Origin of the sequence: Aquibium sp. A9E412, from assembly GCF_030398335.1 — a bacterium.
Lineage (GTDB): Bacteria > Pseudomonadota > Alphaproteobacteria > Rhizobiales > Rhizobiaceae > A9E412.
Window position 1 is genome coordinate 97,634 of record NZ_JAOAOP010000002.1, and the last position, 15,071, is coordinate 112,704.

Consider the following 15,071-nt stretch of genomic DNA (forward strand, 5'->3'; position numbering starts at 1 on the left):
CGCCTATGTCTGGCGGGGATATGCCGGGACGAGGCGGATGAGCGGGCTGGACAGCACGAAACCCTTTACGCTCGAGGCGGTGCGCGCCGTCGAGGACGACGAAGATCGCGGCACCGGCGGCCCGCTGGGCGCCGTCGCCCAGCAGGTGGCGAGCCAGTATCGCGAGACCTCCGCCTCGCCGGTCATGGTCAGCGGCTTCATGCGGCTGGCCGAGTTCGCGCTTTTCGTCGTCACCGGCTTGGCCGTCTTCGCGTTCTATGTCGGGCTCGACACCGGCGCGCCGGGCTGGCTCTACCCGGTCGGCATCCTCACCGCCTCGTTGCTCGCGCTGGCGCTGCTCGAATTCGCCGAAGCCTACCAGATGCCGGCGCTGCGCAACCCGACCGCCCATCTCGGTCGGGTGTTGGTGATGTGGGGTGCCGCGCTGGCCGCCGTCGCGGTGATCGGCTTCCTGTTCAAGGTCTCGCAGGAATTCTCGCGCGTCTGGTTCGCCCTCTGGTTCGCCGGCGGCTTCGTGTCGGTGATGACGCTGCGCTTCGCCGTGTCGCGGCTGATCCGCCGCTGGTCGCGCAACGGCCGCATCGAGCGGCGCGCCGTCATCGTCGGCGGCGGCCAGCGCGCCGAGGAGCTGATCCGCTCGATCGAGGCGCAGCCCTTCAACGACATCCGCATCTGCGGCCTGTTCGACGACCGCGACGACACGCGCTCGCCGCCCGTCGTCGCCGGCTATCCGAAGCTCGGCAACATCAACGAGCTGATCGCCTTCGCGCGCATCGCGCGCATCGACATGCTGATCGTGGCGCTGCCGATCACCGCCGAGCGGCGCGTCCTGTCGCTGCTCAAGAAGCTGTGGGTGCTGCCGGTCGACATCCGCCTGTCGGCCCATTCCAACGAGCTGAAGTTCCGCCCGCGCGCCTATTCCTACATCGGCTCGGTGCCGATGCTCGACATTTTCGACCGGCCGATCCACGACTGGGATTCGGTCGCCAAGCGGCTGTTCGACATCGTCTTCAGCCTGATCGGAATCGTCGTCTTCGCGCCGGTTATGGTCGCCACCGCGCTCGCCATCAAGCTGGAGAGCCGCGGTCCGGTGTTCTTCCGCCAGAAGCGGCACGGCTTCAACAACGAGACCATCGAGGTCTACAAGTTCCGCTCGATGTACACCGACCAGTGCGACCCGACGGCGCGCAACGCCGTGGTCAAGAACGACCCGCGCGTCACGCGCGTCGGCCGCTTCATCCGCAAGACCTCGATCGACGAGCTGCCGCAGTTCTTCAACGCGCTGTTCGGCAGCCTGTCGCTCGTCGGCCCGCGGCCGCACGCCGTCAGCGCGCAGACCCGCGACCGGCTCTACGAGGAGGTGGTCGACGGCTATTTCGCCCGCCACCGCGTCAAGCCGGGCGTGACCGGCTGGGCCCAGATCAACGGCTGGCGCGGCGAGATCGACAACGACGAGAAGATCCGCCGCCGCACCGAATGCGACCTCTACTACATCGAGAACTGGTCGCTGTGGTTCGATCTCAAGATCCTGCTGCTCACCCCGGTGCGGCTGCTCAACACGGAAAACGCCTATTGAGCGCGGCCGCGCCCGCGCTGCCGCGCCAGGCGGTCGATGCCCGGCTGGTCGCCGGGCTGAAGGTCGCCGCCGTCACCCTCGGCGTCTTCCTGTCGGGCTTCGTCATCCGCGAGCCGGCGCCCTACGAGCTCTACATGGTGGGGCTGATCGCAGTGTGGGGCCTGTTCGGGCTGCGCATCTCGCGCACGGTCGCGCCGCTTCTGGTCCTGCTCGTCGTCTTCAACGTCGGCGGGCTCGTCTCGATGAGCCAGCTCGCCGATCTCGGCGACATCCCGCTCTATCTCGCCGTGTCGCTGTTCTTGGCGCTGACGTCGGTCTTCTTCGCCGCGATCGTCGAGCGGCAGCCCGCGCTGCTGGCGCCGATCTTCCGCGCCTGGACGATCGCCGCCGTGGTGACGGCGAGCGCCGGCATCCTCGGCTATGCCGGGGCGCCCGGCTTCGAGATGTTCACCCGCTACGGCCGCGCGGCGGGCGTGTTCGAGGACCCCAACGTCTTCGGCCCCTTCCTCACCCTGCCCGGCATCTACCTGCTGCACACAGTGCTGACCGGCCGGCCGGCCAGCGCGCTCGTCGCCGCGCCGCTGCTGCTCGTGGTGGCGGCCGGCGTGTTCTTCTCCTTCTCGCGCGGCGCGTGGGGCCTGTTCCTGGCGTCCTCGCTGATGCTGGTCGCGGCGCTGTTCGTGCAGCACCGCGGCGGCCTGGTGCGGCTGCGCATCCTGGCGATGGGCGCGGTGGCGCTGCTGCTCATCGCCGGCGGCCTCGCCGCCCTCATGCAGGTGCCGGAGACCGCCGAGTTCTTCCGCCAGCGCGCCCAGCTCGTGCAGGACTACGACGCCGGCCCCTACGGCCGCTTCGCCCGCTTCGCCATCGGCTTCGCCATGGCCGCCGAGCACCCGGCCGGCATCGGGCCGCTGCAGTTCGGCAGGCTGCTCGGCGAGGACACCCACAACATCTGGCTGAAGGCGCTGCTCGACTATTCCTGGCTCGGCTTCGCCGCCTACGCGACGCTGATCGCGCTGACGCTGGGCCTCGGCCTGCGCATCCTGTTCCGCGCCCGGCCCTGGCAGCCCTATCTGATGTGCGCCTATGTGGTGCTTGTCGGCCATGTGGCGCTCGGCACGGTGATCGACACCGACCACTGGCGCCATTTCTACCTGCTGCTCGGCCTCGTCTGGGGCTGCATCGCGCTCGAGCAGCGGCACGCCGCCGGCGCCGCGAAGGGCGGCCGCCGCACCGGCCGGCAAAGCCCGCCGCCGGCGGCCGATTTGGCCTTGCGCGAACCCCGCCGAGCCTATAGGGGTCTTGGCGGTTCGGAGCGTAGCGCAGCCCGGTAGCGCACTTGACTGGGGGTCAAGGGGTCGTGGGTTCGAATCCCGCCGCTCCGACCATTTTTCCGGAAATTTTGATGCATGACGGCGCAGCCCGGTAGTGCCGTGCCGGTGCCGGGCCGAACCGTGTGAGGCGGTTTTCGGACGGCCAGCCGATCGCGCGTCGCGCGCCGACAGTGCGTGCGCCCGGCGGAAATCCGTCGCTATAGCGTTTCCAGGCGAAGTGGAAACCGGTTCGCCGTTCGCAAACGCGTGAAAACAATGCGTTAGAGCCGATCGGCGATTCCGTGAAACGCATAACGACTCTAGAGGCCGCAGGCGGAGCGCATGCGTGCCACCCAGTCGGCGAGCACCGGGTCGGCCCTGGCATGCGCGGCGACGGGCGTGTCCATCGGCCACGACACCAGCGGCGCAACCTGGCCGAAGGCGGCGCAGTCGGCCTCGCCCGGCGCCGCGCCGCCGAGCCATCCTTCGGCCTCCAGGTAGCGGGCGAGCGCGGCGAGCTCGCGCCGGCCGAGCGCGGCGATGGTCTCGGGGTCGTGGCGGGCGAGGCCGCGGGCGCGGAGCTGGCGGGCGAAGTGGCGGCGCATGGCGCGCGCCACAAGGGCGGCAAGCGGCCGCGGCAGCTCGGCGCGCACCGCCCCCTCGACCCAGGCGAAGCCGGCCGGGTGGACGAACAGCTCCCATTCGAGCACCTGGTGCAGGCGTTCCTCGCAGGCCGTCTGGAAGGCATGCGCGGCGGCCGCACGCGGCGTCGCGGCCGGGTCCTCCCGCGGCAGGCCGAGCCGCTCGGCGAGCGTGGCGATGATGACGTCGGTGTCGCCGATCAGACGGCCGTCGAGCGCCACCCACGGGCTCTTGCCGCGCGGCCCCTTCGAGGGGCGGTTCTCGATCACCTGCCGATAGGCGATGCCGTTGAGGTTGAGCCAGGCGAGCAGCTTCACGGCGAACGGACCGGTGGTGGGCAGGCCCCAGTCGGGCGCAAAGGTGTAGACCTCGAGCTCCACGGCATTGCCTCCACGCAGCGCGCTGCTTACCATTGGTAAGTCCGTGTTCTACCTACCACCGGTAAGAAGGTCAAGAGATGCCGAACGAAAAGACCGCAAGCACGCGCGCGCGCATCGTCGAGGCCGCCCGTGGCCTGGCCGGCGAGCGCGGCCCGGCCGCCGTGTCCTTCGACGCGGTCGCCGCCCGCCTCGGACTGAGCAAGCAGGCGGTGATCTACTGGTTTCCCAGCAAGGCGCTGCTGATGCGCGAGCTGGTTCTGCCGGCGCTCGCGGCGGAGGCGGAGGCGGCGGTGGCAGCGCTCGCCGGGGCGACGGCGCGCGGCGAGGCGGTGGCGCGCTTCGTGCGCGCGGTGGCCGGCTTCCACCTCGCCGATCTCGACCGCTTCCGCATGATGTATCTGCTGCCGCAGACCGGGCCGCGGCCGCGCAAGGCCGATCTCAGGGCCGTGCTCGAGGCAGTCCACCCGGTGACGGCGCGCATGTACGGCGCGCTCGCCGGCTTCCTGCCCGGCGGCGCCGACGGCCCGGCGGCGCGGCGCATGGCCGTCGCCGTGCATGGCAGCGTCCTCGGCCTCGTGCTGATGGTCGCGCTCGCCGAGCGCTCCGACGACCCGCTGCGCCACGGCACCGACGACCTGGTCGACAGCCTCGCCGCAGTCCTCGCCGGTCCAGGCGTCTGAGGCCTGCCCTTCGCCGCCCGCGGGCCGGACCCGGGAGCCGACGGCCGGAGCGGGCGCCGCCGGCGGCGCTGCACATGAAGCGTGCGGCGCAAGCCGGGCCCCCACCGGCGTGCCGCCTGCCGCGCGACGGCACGGCCTGACCGGCCGCCGCACCATCCCTTCCGATCCTTCAATCCAGTCGAGGACGGTCGATGAGTGACCACATGTTCGTCGTGACCGGCGGTCCCGGGTCCGGCAAGAGCAGCCTGATCGCGGCGCTGGCCCGGCGCGGCGTCGCCGCCATGCCGGAGGCCGGCCGGGCGATCATCCGCGATCAGGTGCGGATCGGCGGCCGGGCTCTGCCGTGGGCCGACCGCGCCCTGTTCGCCGAGCTGATGCTCGCCTGGGACCTGCGCTCGCATCACGAGGCCCTGGCCCGCGACGGGCCGGTCCTGATGGACCGCGGCATCCCCGACGTCGCGGGCTACCTGACGCTCTGCGGCCTGCCCGTGCCGGCGCATGTGGCGGCGGCGGCGGAGCGCCACCGGTACAATGCGCGCGTGTTCCTGGCGCCCCACTGGGAGGCCATCTTCACGCAGGACGGCGAGCGCCGGCAGGACCGGGCGGAGGCCGCGGCGACCGCCAGGGTCATGCGCGAGACCTACAGCCGGCTCGGCTACCGGCTCGTCGACCTGCCGCTGGCCGGGATCGAGGACCGCGCCGACTTCGTCGCCGCGCGCCTGCGGGGGGTGTGAGGGCTGCGCCCGACCGCAGTGGCGGACGAGGCGGCGCGGCCGGAGCGGAGCCGGCTTGGAGCTGACCCGCTTTTCACGGAACCGAAGATCGGCTCCAAGCTGTTGTCTTGGCGCGTTTCCAGACGGCGAACCGGCTTCCACGTCGCCTGGAAACGCTAGCGCACCTGGTCGAGCAGGCGCTTGCACTCCAGAAGGTCGAACAGCGCCTCCTGCAGCAGCGCGCGGTTGTCGCGCGACAGCGGCGCGGCGTCGGCCGCCACCGGCCCGTCCTCCTCGCGGCCGAGGCCGAAGAAGCGCCGGTTGGGCTTGACGCGCGGCTTGCCGACCAGCATCTCGTCGTCGGCCGCCGCCGGCTCGGGCGCGGCGCGCGCCGCCTCCTGCTGCTTGCGCTGGGCGATCGCCTCGATGGCCGCCACGTCGCCGCTGCCCACCGCGATGACGAACTGGTTGCCGTTCTCGCGCAGCAGCTTCTGGACGCCCTTGATGGTGTAGCCCTGGTCGTAGAGCATGTGGCGGATGCCCTTGATGAGATCGACATCCTGCGGCCGGTAGTAGCGCCGGCCGCCGCCGCGCTTCATCGGCTTGATCTGCGAGAAGCGCGTCTCCCAGAAACGCAGCACGTGCTGCGGCAGGTCGAGTTCCTCCGCCACCTCGCTGATGGTGCGGAAGGCGTCCGGGCTCTTGTCCATGCGGCCTCTCCCCCGCGGGGATGCGATTCGCGACTCATTTCAGCGGTTTGCCGGCGGCTTTTCAAGCCCGGCGGAAGCCGCTCCCCGGCGTCAGGCGCGCTCGGAGAGCTGGCGCGTGCGGTGCGCGCGCAGGATGCGGTCCTTGAGCACGTTGGAGGCCTTGAAGGTCATCACCTTGCGCGGCAGGATCGGCACCTCCTCGCCCGTCTTCGGGTTGCGGCCGATGCGCTCGCTCTTCTCGCGCACCTGGAAGGTGGCGAAGGAGGACAGCTTGACGGTCTCGCCGCGCACGATGGCCTCGCAGATTTCGTCCAGAACCATCTCGACGAGCTGGGCGGATTCGGTGCGCGACAGTCCGACCTTTCGGTAGACGGCCTCGGCAAGGTCGGCGCGCGTCAGTGTCTTTCCCCCCATACGGCCGTCCGAAACCCAAACAACGAAAGCATTCAAACCATTTCCGACGTTACAAAATTCCGCTCCGCCCGGTCAAGGACCCAGTCGGGCCGGATCGCTCCGCCGCCTACCAGCGCAGCACCGCCGCGCCCCAGGTGAAGCCGCCGCCCATCGCCTCCACCAGCACCAGGTCGCCGCGCTTGATCATGCCGCGATCGACGGCCACCGACAGCGCCAGCGGCACCGATGCGGCCGAGGTGTTGCCGTGCAGGTGGACGGTGGTGACGACCTTGTCCTCGGCGATGCCGAGCTTGCGGGCCGAGGCGTCGATGATGCGCTTGTTGGCCTGGTGCGGCACGAACCAGTCGATCTCGTCGGCCGTCACGCCGGCCTCGCCGAGCGCGGCCTCCACCACGTCGGCGATCATCGCCACGGCATGCTTGAAGACCTCGCGGCCCTCCATGCGCAGATGGCCGACGGTGCCGGTCGTCGACGGGCCGCCGTCGACGTAGAGCTTCTCGCGATGGCTGCCGTCGGAGCGCAGGCTGGCCGACAGGATGCCGCGGTCCGACACCGTGCCCGCGCCCTCGCCCGCCTCCAGCACCAGCGCGCCGGCGCCGTCGCCGAACAGCACGCAGGTGGTGCGATCCGTCCAGTCGAGCAGCCGCGAGAAGGTCTCCGAGCCGATCACCAGCACGCGGCGCGCGCTGCCGCCGCGGATGTAGAGGTCGGCCGTCGTCAGCGCGTAGACGAAGCCGCTGCACACCGCCTGCATGTCGAAGGCGAAGCCGTGATGCATGCCGAGACGCTGCTGGATCTCGACCGCGGTGGCGGGAAAGGTGTTGTTGGGCGTCGAGGTGGCCAGCACGATCAGGTCGATGTCGTCCGGCGTCAGCCCGGCGTCGGCGAGCGCGCGGCGCGCGGCCGCCTCGCCGAGCGAGGCCGTCGTCTCGTCGTCGCCGGCGATGTGGCGCTGGCGGATGCCGGTGCGCTGGACGATCCAGTCGTCGGTGGTGTCGACGAGCGTCTCGAACTCGGCGTTCTTCATGATGCGGGCGGGCAACGCGGAGCCCACGCCGCGCACGACGGATCGAATCATCTGCGAAGCCTACTGGTTGAGCGCGGCGCCGTCGGCGGGCGACCGGTCGGGGTTTGCCTCGCGCGCGTGATAAAGGTCAAGGCTGGAGCGCGTCTTTTCCAGAAGCCGGCTGCTGATCATCTCGTAGGCCAGCTCGACGGCCGCCGCGAATCCCTCCGCGTCGGCGCCGCCATGGCTCTTGACCACCAGCCCGTTGAGGCCGAGGAACACGCCGCCATTGATCTTGCGCACGTCCATCTTGTCGCGAAGCTGGGCGAAGGCGTCGCTGGCCAGCAGGTAGCCGAGGCGGGCGCGCCAGGTGCGGCCCATGGCGGCGCGCAGATAGCTGGCGATCTGCCGCGCCGTGCCCTCGGCCGCCTTGAGCGCGATGTTGCCGGCAAAGCCCTCCGTCACCACCACGTCGACCGTGCCCTTGCCGATGTCGTCGCCCTCCACGAAGCCGTGATAGGCCATCGATTCGAGCGCCGCCTCGCGCAGCATGCGGCCCGCCTCCTTGACCTCCTCCTGGCCCTTGATCTCCTCGACGCCGACATTGAGCAGGCCGACGCTCGGCCGCTCGACCTCGAACAGCGCGTTGGCCATGGCGCTGCCGAGCAGCGCGAACTCGACGAGCTGGCGGGCGTCCGCGCCGATCGTGGCGCCGACGTCGAGCACGATGCTCTCGCCGCGAATCGTCGGCCAGATGGCGGCGATCGCCGGGCGCTCGATGCCGGCCAGCGTGCGCAGGCAGAACTTCGACATCGCCATCAGCGCGCCGGTGTTGCCGGCCGACACGCAGACGTCGGCCTCGCCGTTCTTGACCGCCTCGATGGCGCGCCACATGGAGGATTTCCAGCGGCCGTTGCGCAGCGCCTGGCTCGGCTTGTCGTCCATGCGCACCGCGACCTCGCAGTGCACGAACTCGCTCGCCCGGCGCACGGCCGGCCGGCGCTCGAGCGCCGGCAGCACGGCCTCCTCGCGCCCATAGAGCAGGAAACGCAGGTCGGGCCGCCGCTCGACGACCTTGTCCAGCCCCGCGAGGATGACCTCGGGGCCGTGGTCGCCGCCCATGGCATCAATCGAAATGCGTATCACGCGCCAGCCGTCTCGTCCTGTGTCCGCCGGGCTCCCCAGGGTGCGGCGAAAATAGCGGTTTTGGCGGGGGGCACAACCGTCATTGTGGCAAAGCGGGGCGCCGCGCGCGCCCGTTCACCGCCGGCGCCGGAGTTTCGCCAGGCCGGCGCTGAGCGGGCCGCCGGTCTCCGCGCCCTCCGCCTCGGTGGTCGCGGCGTCGAGCGCGGCCCCCTGCTTGCGCGGGTAGGGATCGATGGCCAGCGCGAAGAACTCCTCGGCGACGGCGCCGACGTCGACCCGGTCGCCCTGCAGCGGCTCGGGCGGATCGTCGCCCTCGGGATCGAGCACCATCTCGCCGGCGTCGCGCTCCCGCCTGGCCAGCCGCGAGCGCGGCGGCACGAACAGCGCCGAGACCTCTTCCGACAGCGCGCTGACGACCGGCTCGAGCGTGACCACGCAGCGCTGCACGATGCGCGCCTCGACACGGCCCGACACGCGCACGCCGTCGCCGCGCCACGGCGCCACCGTCAGCGCGGCGTCGAAACGCTCGACCGCGGCCAGGCCGTGCGCTTCGGCGAGCGCGGCGCGCTGCGCGGCGTCCGCCTCGATGGCGACCGGCAGGCCGCGCTTCGGCAGCGTGCCGACATGGACGACGAACGCCACCGGGCTTTCGGTCTCGCCGCTCACGGCACGGCCTCCCGCGGCGCGGGAAGCGGCAGCCGGCCCGACAAGAGCGTGTCGAGCGGCGTCAGCCCGAGGGCGGCCACCGCGGCGATCAGATGGCGTGCCAGATCGTCCGCCTCCGGCCAGGTCTCGGCGTCGGGCCGCACGTTGCGGCGCAGCGCCGCCGCCAGTTCGTCCGGCGCGTCGCGGTCGATCGCCGTGCCATAGGCCTCGGCGCGGCCGTAGAACATGCGCGCCAGCTTCTTCATGCGCTTGGGCACCGACAGGTCGCCGATGCCGAGCTCGCGCAGTGAATGGTCGACGTCGGTGAAGAAGGTGTCGGTGACGGCCTGCGCGAGCTCCGCCGCCGCGCCGGTCTCGCCGCGCATGCGGTGCAGGAAGACGATCATGTGCGCCGACATCATCTCGAAGCGGCCGAGCGGCGTGTCGGGCACCTGCCAGCGCGCATAGAGCGCCGGCTGCCTAGCGGCTGCCACGATTTGCCCGTAGATCGCGTCGCTGAGGCCGCGATTGGCCTGGCCGCGGGCGAACAGGCGCTTGAACATGGCCATTGGCCTCCTCTGGCGTCGGGCGGACGCTGTTGCATCGGGGTGCAAGGTGGTCTACCGCTTTTGCCGCCCGGCGCAAGGCCGCCGATGCCGGAGCGCGGCCGGGCGGAGACCATGGAGATGTTGTTGCGGTATCGGGGAATCAAGACGGGCCGGCGTCCGGCCGCAGCACTGGCCGCCGCGCTGGGCGCGGCCGTCGTGCTGGCGGGCTGCACCGCGACCGACACGCTCAACCCGCGCGAGACGCTGACGCAGGGCTATGTCATCGATCCGGAGGCGCTGGAGCTTGTGCCGGTGGGCTCGAGCCGCGAGCAGGTGCTGCTGGCGCTCGGCACGCCGTCGACGACGGCGACCTTCGACAACGAGGTGTTCTACTACATCTCCCAGACGCGCGTGCGCAACGCCGCCTTCATGCGGCCGCGGCTGGTCAACCAGCGCGTTCTGGCCGTCTATTTCGGCGACGAGGGCCGGGTGACGCAGATCGCCGACTACGGGCTGAAGGACGGCAAGGTGTTCGACTTCATCTCGCGCACGACGCCGACCGGCGGCAAGGACCAGAGTTTCCTCGGCCAGCTGCTGTCGGGCGTGGCGAGCGGCGGCCTGCCCTCCAACCCCTTCCAGTAGCGCGCGCCGCCCGCGTCCCGGGCGGCATCGCACGCCGCTTCGGCGCGGCGCGCGGGCGGCAAGAAAAAACCCGCGGGAGGCGCGCTCCCGCGGGTTTTTCGTCTCAGGCGGCCGCCGGGCTCAGTGGGCGAGCACGGCGAGCAGCAGAAGCGCCACGATGTTGGTGATCTTGATCATCGGGTTGACGGCCGGACCGGCGGTGTCCTTGTAGGGATCGCCGACCGTGTCGCCGGTCACCGAGGCCTTGTGCGCCTCGGAGCCCTTCTCGTGCTTGACCCCGTCCTTGTCGACGAAGCCGTCCTCGAAGGACTTCTTGGCGTTGTCCCAGGCGCCGCCGCCGGCGGTCATCGAGATCGCCACGAACAGGCCGGTGGCGATGACGCCGAGCAGCATCGCGCCGACCGCCGAGAAGGCCTGGTCGGTGCCGGCGATCAGGTAGATCACGGCGAAGACGACCAGCGGCGACAGCACCGGCAGCAGCGACGGCACGATCATCTCCTTGATCGCGGCACGCGTCAGCATGTCGACGGCGCGGCCGTAGTCGGGCTTCTCCTTGCCCTCCATGATGCCCGGCTTCTCGCGGAACTGGCGGCGCACCTCCTCGACCACCGCACCGCCGGCGCGGCCGACGGCCGTCATCGACAGGCCGCCGAACAGGAACGGCAGCAGGCCGCCGAACAGCAGGCCGACCACGACGTACGGGTTGGACAGCGAGAAGTCGACCGACACGCCCTCGAAGAAGCTGCCGGGCTCCGCATTGGCCGCGAAGTACTTCAGGTCCTCGGTGTAGGCGGCAAACAGCACCAGCGCGCCGAGACCGGCCGAGCCGATCGCGTAGCCCTTGGTCACCGCCTTGGTGGTGTTGCCGACGGCGTCGAGGGCGTCGGTCGTCTGGCGCACCTCGGCCGGCAGCTCGGCCATCTCGGCGATGCCGCCGGCGTTGTCGGTCACCGGACCGAAGGCGTCGAGCGCCACCACCATGCCGGCGAGCGCCAGCATCGTGGTCACCGCGATGGCGATGCCGAACAGGCCGGCCAGATTGAACGACACGATGATGCCGGCGATGATGACGATCGCCGGCAGCGCCGTCGCCTCGAGCGAGACGGCCAGGCCCTGGATGACGTTGGTGCCGTGGCCGGTGACGGAGGCCTGGCTGATCGAGCGCACCGGACGATAGCCGACGCCGGTGTAGTACTCGGTGATCCAGATGATCAGGCCGGTGACGATCAGGCCGACGACGCCGCAGTAGAACAGGTCGGCGCCGGTGAAGGCGACGTCGTTGCTGGCGGTGAACGTCTCGCCGCCGCCCAGCCACAGCCACACGATCAGCGCCAGCGCGACGACCGACAGCGCGGCGGTCGCCCAGAAGCCCTTGTAGAGGGCGCCCATGATCGAGTTGTTGGAGCCGAGCTTGACGAAGAAGGTGCCGGCGATCGAGGTCACCACGCAGGCCGCGCCGATGACCAGCGGGAACAGCATCAGCGTGAAGGCCGTGCCGCCGGTGAAGAAGATCGAGGCGAGCACCATGGTCGCCACGACCGTCACCACGTAGGTCTCGAACAGGTCGGCCGCCATGCCGGCGCAGTCGCCGACATTGTCGCCGACATTGTCGGCGATGGTGGCGGGATTGCGCGGATCGTCCTCGGGAATGCCGGCTTCCACCTTGCCGACGAGGTCGCCGCCGACGTCGGCACCCTTGGTGAAGATGCCGCCGCCCAGACGGGCGAAGATCGAGATCAGCGAGGCGCCGAAGCCGAGCGCGACCAGCGCGTCGATGACGGTGCGGTCGGTCGGCTCGTAGCCGAGCGGGCCGATGAGGATGGTGAAGTAGACCGACACGCCGAGCAGCGCCAGGCCGGCGACCAGAAGGCCGGTGATGGCGCCCGACTTGAAGGCGATGTCGAGGCCGGCGGCCAGGCTGTTGGCGGCCGCCTGCGCGGTGCGCACGTTGGCACGCACCGACACGTGCATGCCGATGAAGCCGGCAGCGCCCGACAGCACGGCGCCGATCAGGAAGCCGATCGCGGCGACGAAGGTGAGCAGCCACCAGGCGATCAGAAAGACGACGACGCCGACGATCAGAACCGTGGTGTACTGGCGGGTCAGGTAGGCCTGCGCCCCCTCGCGGATGGCGCCCGCGATTTCCTGCATGCGTGCGTTGCCCTGATCGGCGGCGAGAACCGATTGCGTCGCCCAGATCGCGTAGAGGACAGAAAGCAGGCCGCAGGCGATGACTACATAAAGCATGGTCATTGCCGATTTCCCTTGATTTGGGCCCCGATGATTCCCCTCCGCAGGCCCGTTCTCGACAAGGCCGGCGGAGCAGAAGCCACGCCGGCCTTTCGCAGCGGCTTATGCGAAACAGGCCGAAGAACGTCAAGGTTTTGTTGCGTTTGTGCCGCGCTTCGGCCACATAGCGCCGGCGGCGGGGCGGCTCAGCCGCGCAGCCGCCGGCGCAGCGCGAGCGCGCCGAGCGCGGCCAGGCACAGCGCCGCCACCGGCAGCGCGATCCAGTTCAGCATCTCCCAGCCGAAGGCGTTGTAGACCTGGCCCGACATCAGCGAGGCGAAGGCGACGGTCGAGAACAGGATCAGGTCGTGCACGCCCTGCACCTTGTTCTTCTCCGAGGCGCGGTAGCATTCGGCGACCATCGCCGTGGCGCCGATGAAGCCGAAGTTCCAGCCGACGCCGAGCAGGATCAGCGCCAGCCAGAACTGCCACAGCGCAACCCCCGACAGCGCGACCAGCGCGCAGCCGATCAGAAGCGCCAGGCCGAAGGCGACGATGCGCTCCTTGCCGAAGCGGGCGATCAGCGAGCCGGTGACGAAGCTCGGCGCATACATCGCCATCACGTGCCAGGAGATGCCGAGCGTCGCCTCGTCGGGCGTGAAGCCGCAGCCGACCATGGCGAGCGGCGCGCCGGTCATCACGAAGCTCATCAGCGCGAAGGCGCCGACGCCGCAGAAAAGCGCCACCAGAAAGCGCGGCTGCAGCAGGATCTCGCGCATCGGCCGGGCCGGCGCGTCGTCGTCGAGGACGGCCGACGGCGCGTCCTGGGGCAGGCGCAGGAAGGACAGGATGAGGGCGCCGATCGCCGACAGGCCGATGATGGCGGCAAACGAGCCCGCGAACATCACCGGCGCGAACAGCTCGCGGGTGTAGATGACGGTCTGCGGCCCGATGATCGCGGCGAAGACGCCGCCGCCGAGCACCCAGGAGATGGCGCGCGGCTTGAACGAGGCGGGCGCGTTGTCGACCGCGGCGAAACGGTACTGCTGGGTGAAGGCATGGCCGCAGCCGATCAGCAGCGCGCCGACGGCGAACAGCCAGAAGCCCATCTGGAACAGCGCCAGGGCGGCGATCAGGCCGCCCAGCGCCATGACGCCGGTGCCGGCGACGAAGCCGTGCCGCCGGCCGACATGGCGCATCAGAACGGCGGCCGGCAGGGCGCCGAGCGCCACGCCGATGTTGAAACCGGTGACCGGGGCCGTGGCGAGCGACTTGTCGGCGCCCAGCAGGTAGAAGCCGGCGAGCCCGCCCATCGAGATGGTGATCGGCGCCGAGGCGCCGACGACGGCCTGCGCGGCGGCGAGGATCAGCGCGGTGCGGCGCGCCTCGCGATGCAGGCCGGCGGTGTCGGACGCGCCGCCGGACGCCATGGGGCGCGACGGGGCGTCGAGCCGGCTCACGAGGCGTCCGTGCCGCGCCCCTCGCCGCGCAGGCGGCGGGCGGCGCGGTCGAGAACGGCGTTGACGAGCTTCGGCTCCTCGCCCTCGTAGAACGCCTTGGCGATGTCGACATACTCCGACACGATGACGGCGACCGGCACCTCGGCACGCTTGGCCAGCTCGTAGACGCCGGCGCGCAGGATGGCGCGCAGCGTGGAATCGAGCCGCGACAGCGGCCAGTCCTCGGTGAGCGAGCGGCGAATCAGCGGATCGAGCGTCTTCTGGTTCTCCACCACCCCGGCCAGGATGGCGCGGAACCACTGCGGGTCGGCCTCGCGGTAGACGGCGCCGTCGATCTCCTTGCCGAGCCGGAAGGCCTCGTATTCGGCGGTGATCTCCAAAAGGCCGCTGCCGGCGACGTCCATCTGGTAGAGCGCCTGCACCGCCGCCAGGCGGGCGGCGCCGCGCTTGTTGGCCGGGCGCGGCGCGCGCGGCGCGTCGCTCGATGCGGGAGCAGCCATCGTCAGGCTCCGAGCCGCTCGCGCAGGGCGATCATGGTCAACGCGGTGCGCGCGGCGAAGCCGCCCTTGTCGCCCTCGCTGCGGCGCGCCCGCGCCCAGGCCTGCTCGGCGTTCTCGACCGTCAGGATGCCGTTGCCGATGGCGAGCGATTCCTCGACCGCCAGGTCCATCAGCGCGCGCGCGGATTCATTGGCCACGATCTCGAAATGGTGCGTCTCGCCGCGAATCACGCAGCCGAGCGCGATGAAACCGTCATAGGCCTCGTCGTCGGAGACGTCGCTGTCGAGCGCATAGGCGATGGCGGCCGGGATCTCCAGCGCGCCCGGCACGGTGACCACGTCGGCGCTCGCGCCGGCCGCCTCGAGGGCGGCTTTCGCGCCCTCCAAAAGCGCGTCGGACAGCTCGTCGTAGTAGCGCGCTTCGACGATCAAAAGCTTCGGGGCTTCGGACTTTGCCATGACGGTCTC

General features: G+C 70.7%; 16 protein-coding genes and 1 tRNA gene. 6 read left to right on the plus strand and 11 right to left on the minus strand.

The window, feature by feature from the left end; all coding sequences use genetic code 11:
- Positions 1-37: 37 nt before the first annotated feature.
- From N1F89_RS01770 to N1F89_RS01780, 3 genes are all read left to right on the plus strand, one after another.
- On the plus strand, positions 38-1,576 hold the full coding sequence (locus tag N1F89_RS01770) for an undecaprenyl-phosphate glucose phosphotransferase (protein WP_290080898.1): 1,539 nt from the start codon (positions 38-40) through the stop codon (positions 1,574-1,576).
- On the plus strand, positions 1,573-2,910 hold the full coding sequence (locus N1F89_RS01775) for an O-antigen ligase family protein (RefSeq protein WP_290080899.1): 1,338 nt from the start codon (positions 1,573-1,575) through the stop codon (positions 2,908-2,910). The genes N1F89_RS01770 and N1F89_RS01775 overlap by 4 nt, the downstream gene beginning before the upstream one ends.
- Positions 2,888-2,964: transfer RNA gene (locus N1F89_RS01780), tRNA-Pro, on the plus strand. Before N1F89_RS01775 ends, N1F89_RS01780 begins: the two co-directional genes overlap by 23 nt.
- 245 nt (positions 2,965-3,209) lie before the next feature.
- Here N1F89_RS01780 and N1F89_RS01785 read toward each other — a convergent pair.
- The gene (locus N1F89_RS01785; protein ID WP_290080901.1) at positions 3,210-3,944 is read right to left on the minus strand and encodes a glutathione S-transferase C-terminal domain-containing protein; all 735 of its coding nucleotides are present in this window, start codon (positions 3,942-3,944) and stop codon (positions 3,210-3,212) included.
- A 44-nt stretch (positions 3,945-3,988) separates the two neighbouring features.
- Between N1F89_RS01785 and N1F89_RS01790 the strand changes: the two genes are divergently transcribed.
- Complete coding sequence (locus N1F89_RS01790; protein WP_290080903.1) at positions 3,989-4,591, plus strand: TetR/AcrR family transcriptional regulator; 603 nt, start codon at positions 3,989-3,991, stop codon at positions 4,589-4,591.
- 191 nt (positions 4,592-4,782) lie between these two features.
- Positions 4,783-5,325, plus strand: a complete 543-nt coding sequence (locus tag N1F89_RS01795; protein ID WP_290080904.1) for an AAA family ATPase — start codon at positions 4,783-4,785, stop codon at positions 5,323-5,325.
- 155 nt (positions 5,326-5,480) lie between these two features.
- Here the strand turns inward: N1F89_RS01795 and N1F89_RS01800 are convergent, their stop codons facing one another.
- The 6 genes from N1F89_RS01800 to N1F89_RS01825 all read right to left on the minus strand — a co-directional run bounded on the left by N1F89_RS01800 (position 5,481) and on the right by N1F89_RS01825 (position 9,788).
- Positions 5,481-6,014, minus strand: a complete 534-nt coding sequence (locus N1F89_RS01800) for a MerR family transcriptional regulator (RefSeq protein WP_290080905.1) — start codon at positions 6,012-6,014, stop codon at positions 5,481-5,483.
- Positions 6,015-6,104: 90 nt separating this feature from the next.
- On the minus strand, positions 6,105-6,428 hold the full coding sequence (locus N1F89_RS01805; RefSeq protein WP_290080910.1) for an integration host factor subunit alpha: 324 nt from the start codon (positions 6,426-6,428) through the stop codon (positions 6,105-6,107).
- Positions 6,429-6,534: 106 nt separating this feature from the next.
- On the minus strand, positions 6,535-7,506 hold the full coding sequence (locus N1F89_RS01810) for a beta-ketoacyl-ACP synthase III (RefSeq protein ID WP_290080911.1): 972 nt from the start codon (positions 7,504-7,506) through the stop codon (positions 6,535-6,537).
- Between the two features lie 9 nt (positions 7,507-7,515).
- The gene (plsX, locus tag N1F89_RS01815) at positions 7,516-8,580 is read right to left on the minus strand and encodes a phosphate acyltransferase PlsX (RefSeq protein WP_290080913.1); all 1,065 of its coding nucleotides are present in this window, start codon (positions 8,578-8,580) and stop codon (positions 7,516-7,518) included.
- A 114-nt stretch (positions 8,581-8,694) separates the two neighbouring features.
- Entirely contained in the window at positions 8,695-9,246 is a 552-nt protein-coding gene (locus tag N1F89_RS01820) for a DUF177 domain-containing protein (RefSeq protein WP_290080916.1), read from the minus strand.
- Entirely contained in the window at positions 9,243-9,788 is a 546-nt protein-coding gene (locus tag N1F89_RS01825; RefSeq protein ID WP_290081057.1) for a ubiquinol-cytochrome C chaperone family protein, read from the minus strand. Before N1F89_RS01825 ends, N1F89_RS01820 begins: the two co-directional genes overlap by 4 nt.
- A gap of 123 nt (positions 9,789-9,911) precedes the next feature.
- On the opposite strand from N1F89_RS01825, the gene N1F89_RS01830 reads away from it, so the two are divergent.
- A complete protein-coding gene (locus N1F89_RS01830; RefSeq protein ID WP_290081058.1) occupies positions 9,912-10,415 on the plus strand; it encodes an outer membrane protein assembly factor BamE in 504 nt (167 codons plus the stop codon).
- Positions 10,416-10,535: 120 nt separating this feature from the next.
- Here N1F89_RS01830 and N1F89_RS01835 read toward each other — a convergent pair whose 3' ends face one another.
- The 4 genes from N1F89_RS01835 to N1F89_RS01850 all read right to left on the minus strand — a co-directional run bounded on the left by N1F89_RS01835 (position 10,536) and on the right by N1F89_RS01850 (position 15,062).
- Entirely contained in the window at positions 10,536-12,668 is a 2,133-nt protein-coding gene (locus N1F89_RS01835) for a sodium-translocating pyrophosphatase (protein WP_290080917.1), read from the minus strand.
- 182 nt (positions 12,669-12,850) lie between these two features.
- Positions 12,851-14,074, minus strand: a complete 1,224-nt coding sequence (locus tag N1F89_RS01840) for an MFS transporter (protein ID WP_290081059.1) — start codon at positions 14,072-14,074, stop codon at positions 12,851-12,853.
- Between the two features lie 26 nt (positions 14,075-14,100).
- Complete coding sequence (gene nusB / locus N1F89_RS01845; RefSeq protein ID WP_290080920.1) at positions 14,101-14,604, minus strand: transcription antitermination factor NusB; 504 nt, start codon at positions 14,602-14,604, stop codon at positions 14,101-14,103.
- 2 nt (positions 14,605-14,606) lie between these two features.
- On the minus strand, positions 14,607-15,062 hold the full coding sequence (locus tag N1F89_RS01850; RefSeq protein ID WP_290080922.1) for a 6,7-dimethyl-8-ribityllumazine synthase: 456 nt from the start codon (positions 15,060-15,062) through the stop codon (positions 14,607-14,609).
- Positions 15,063-15,071: the final 9 nt, after the last annotated feature.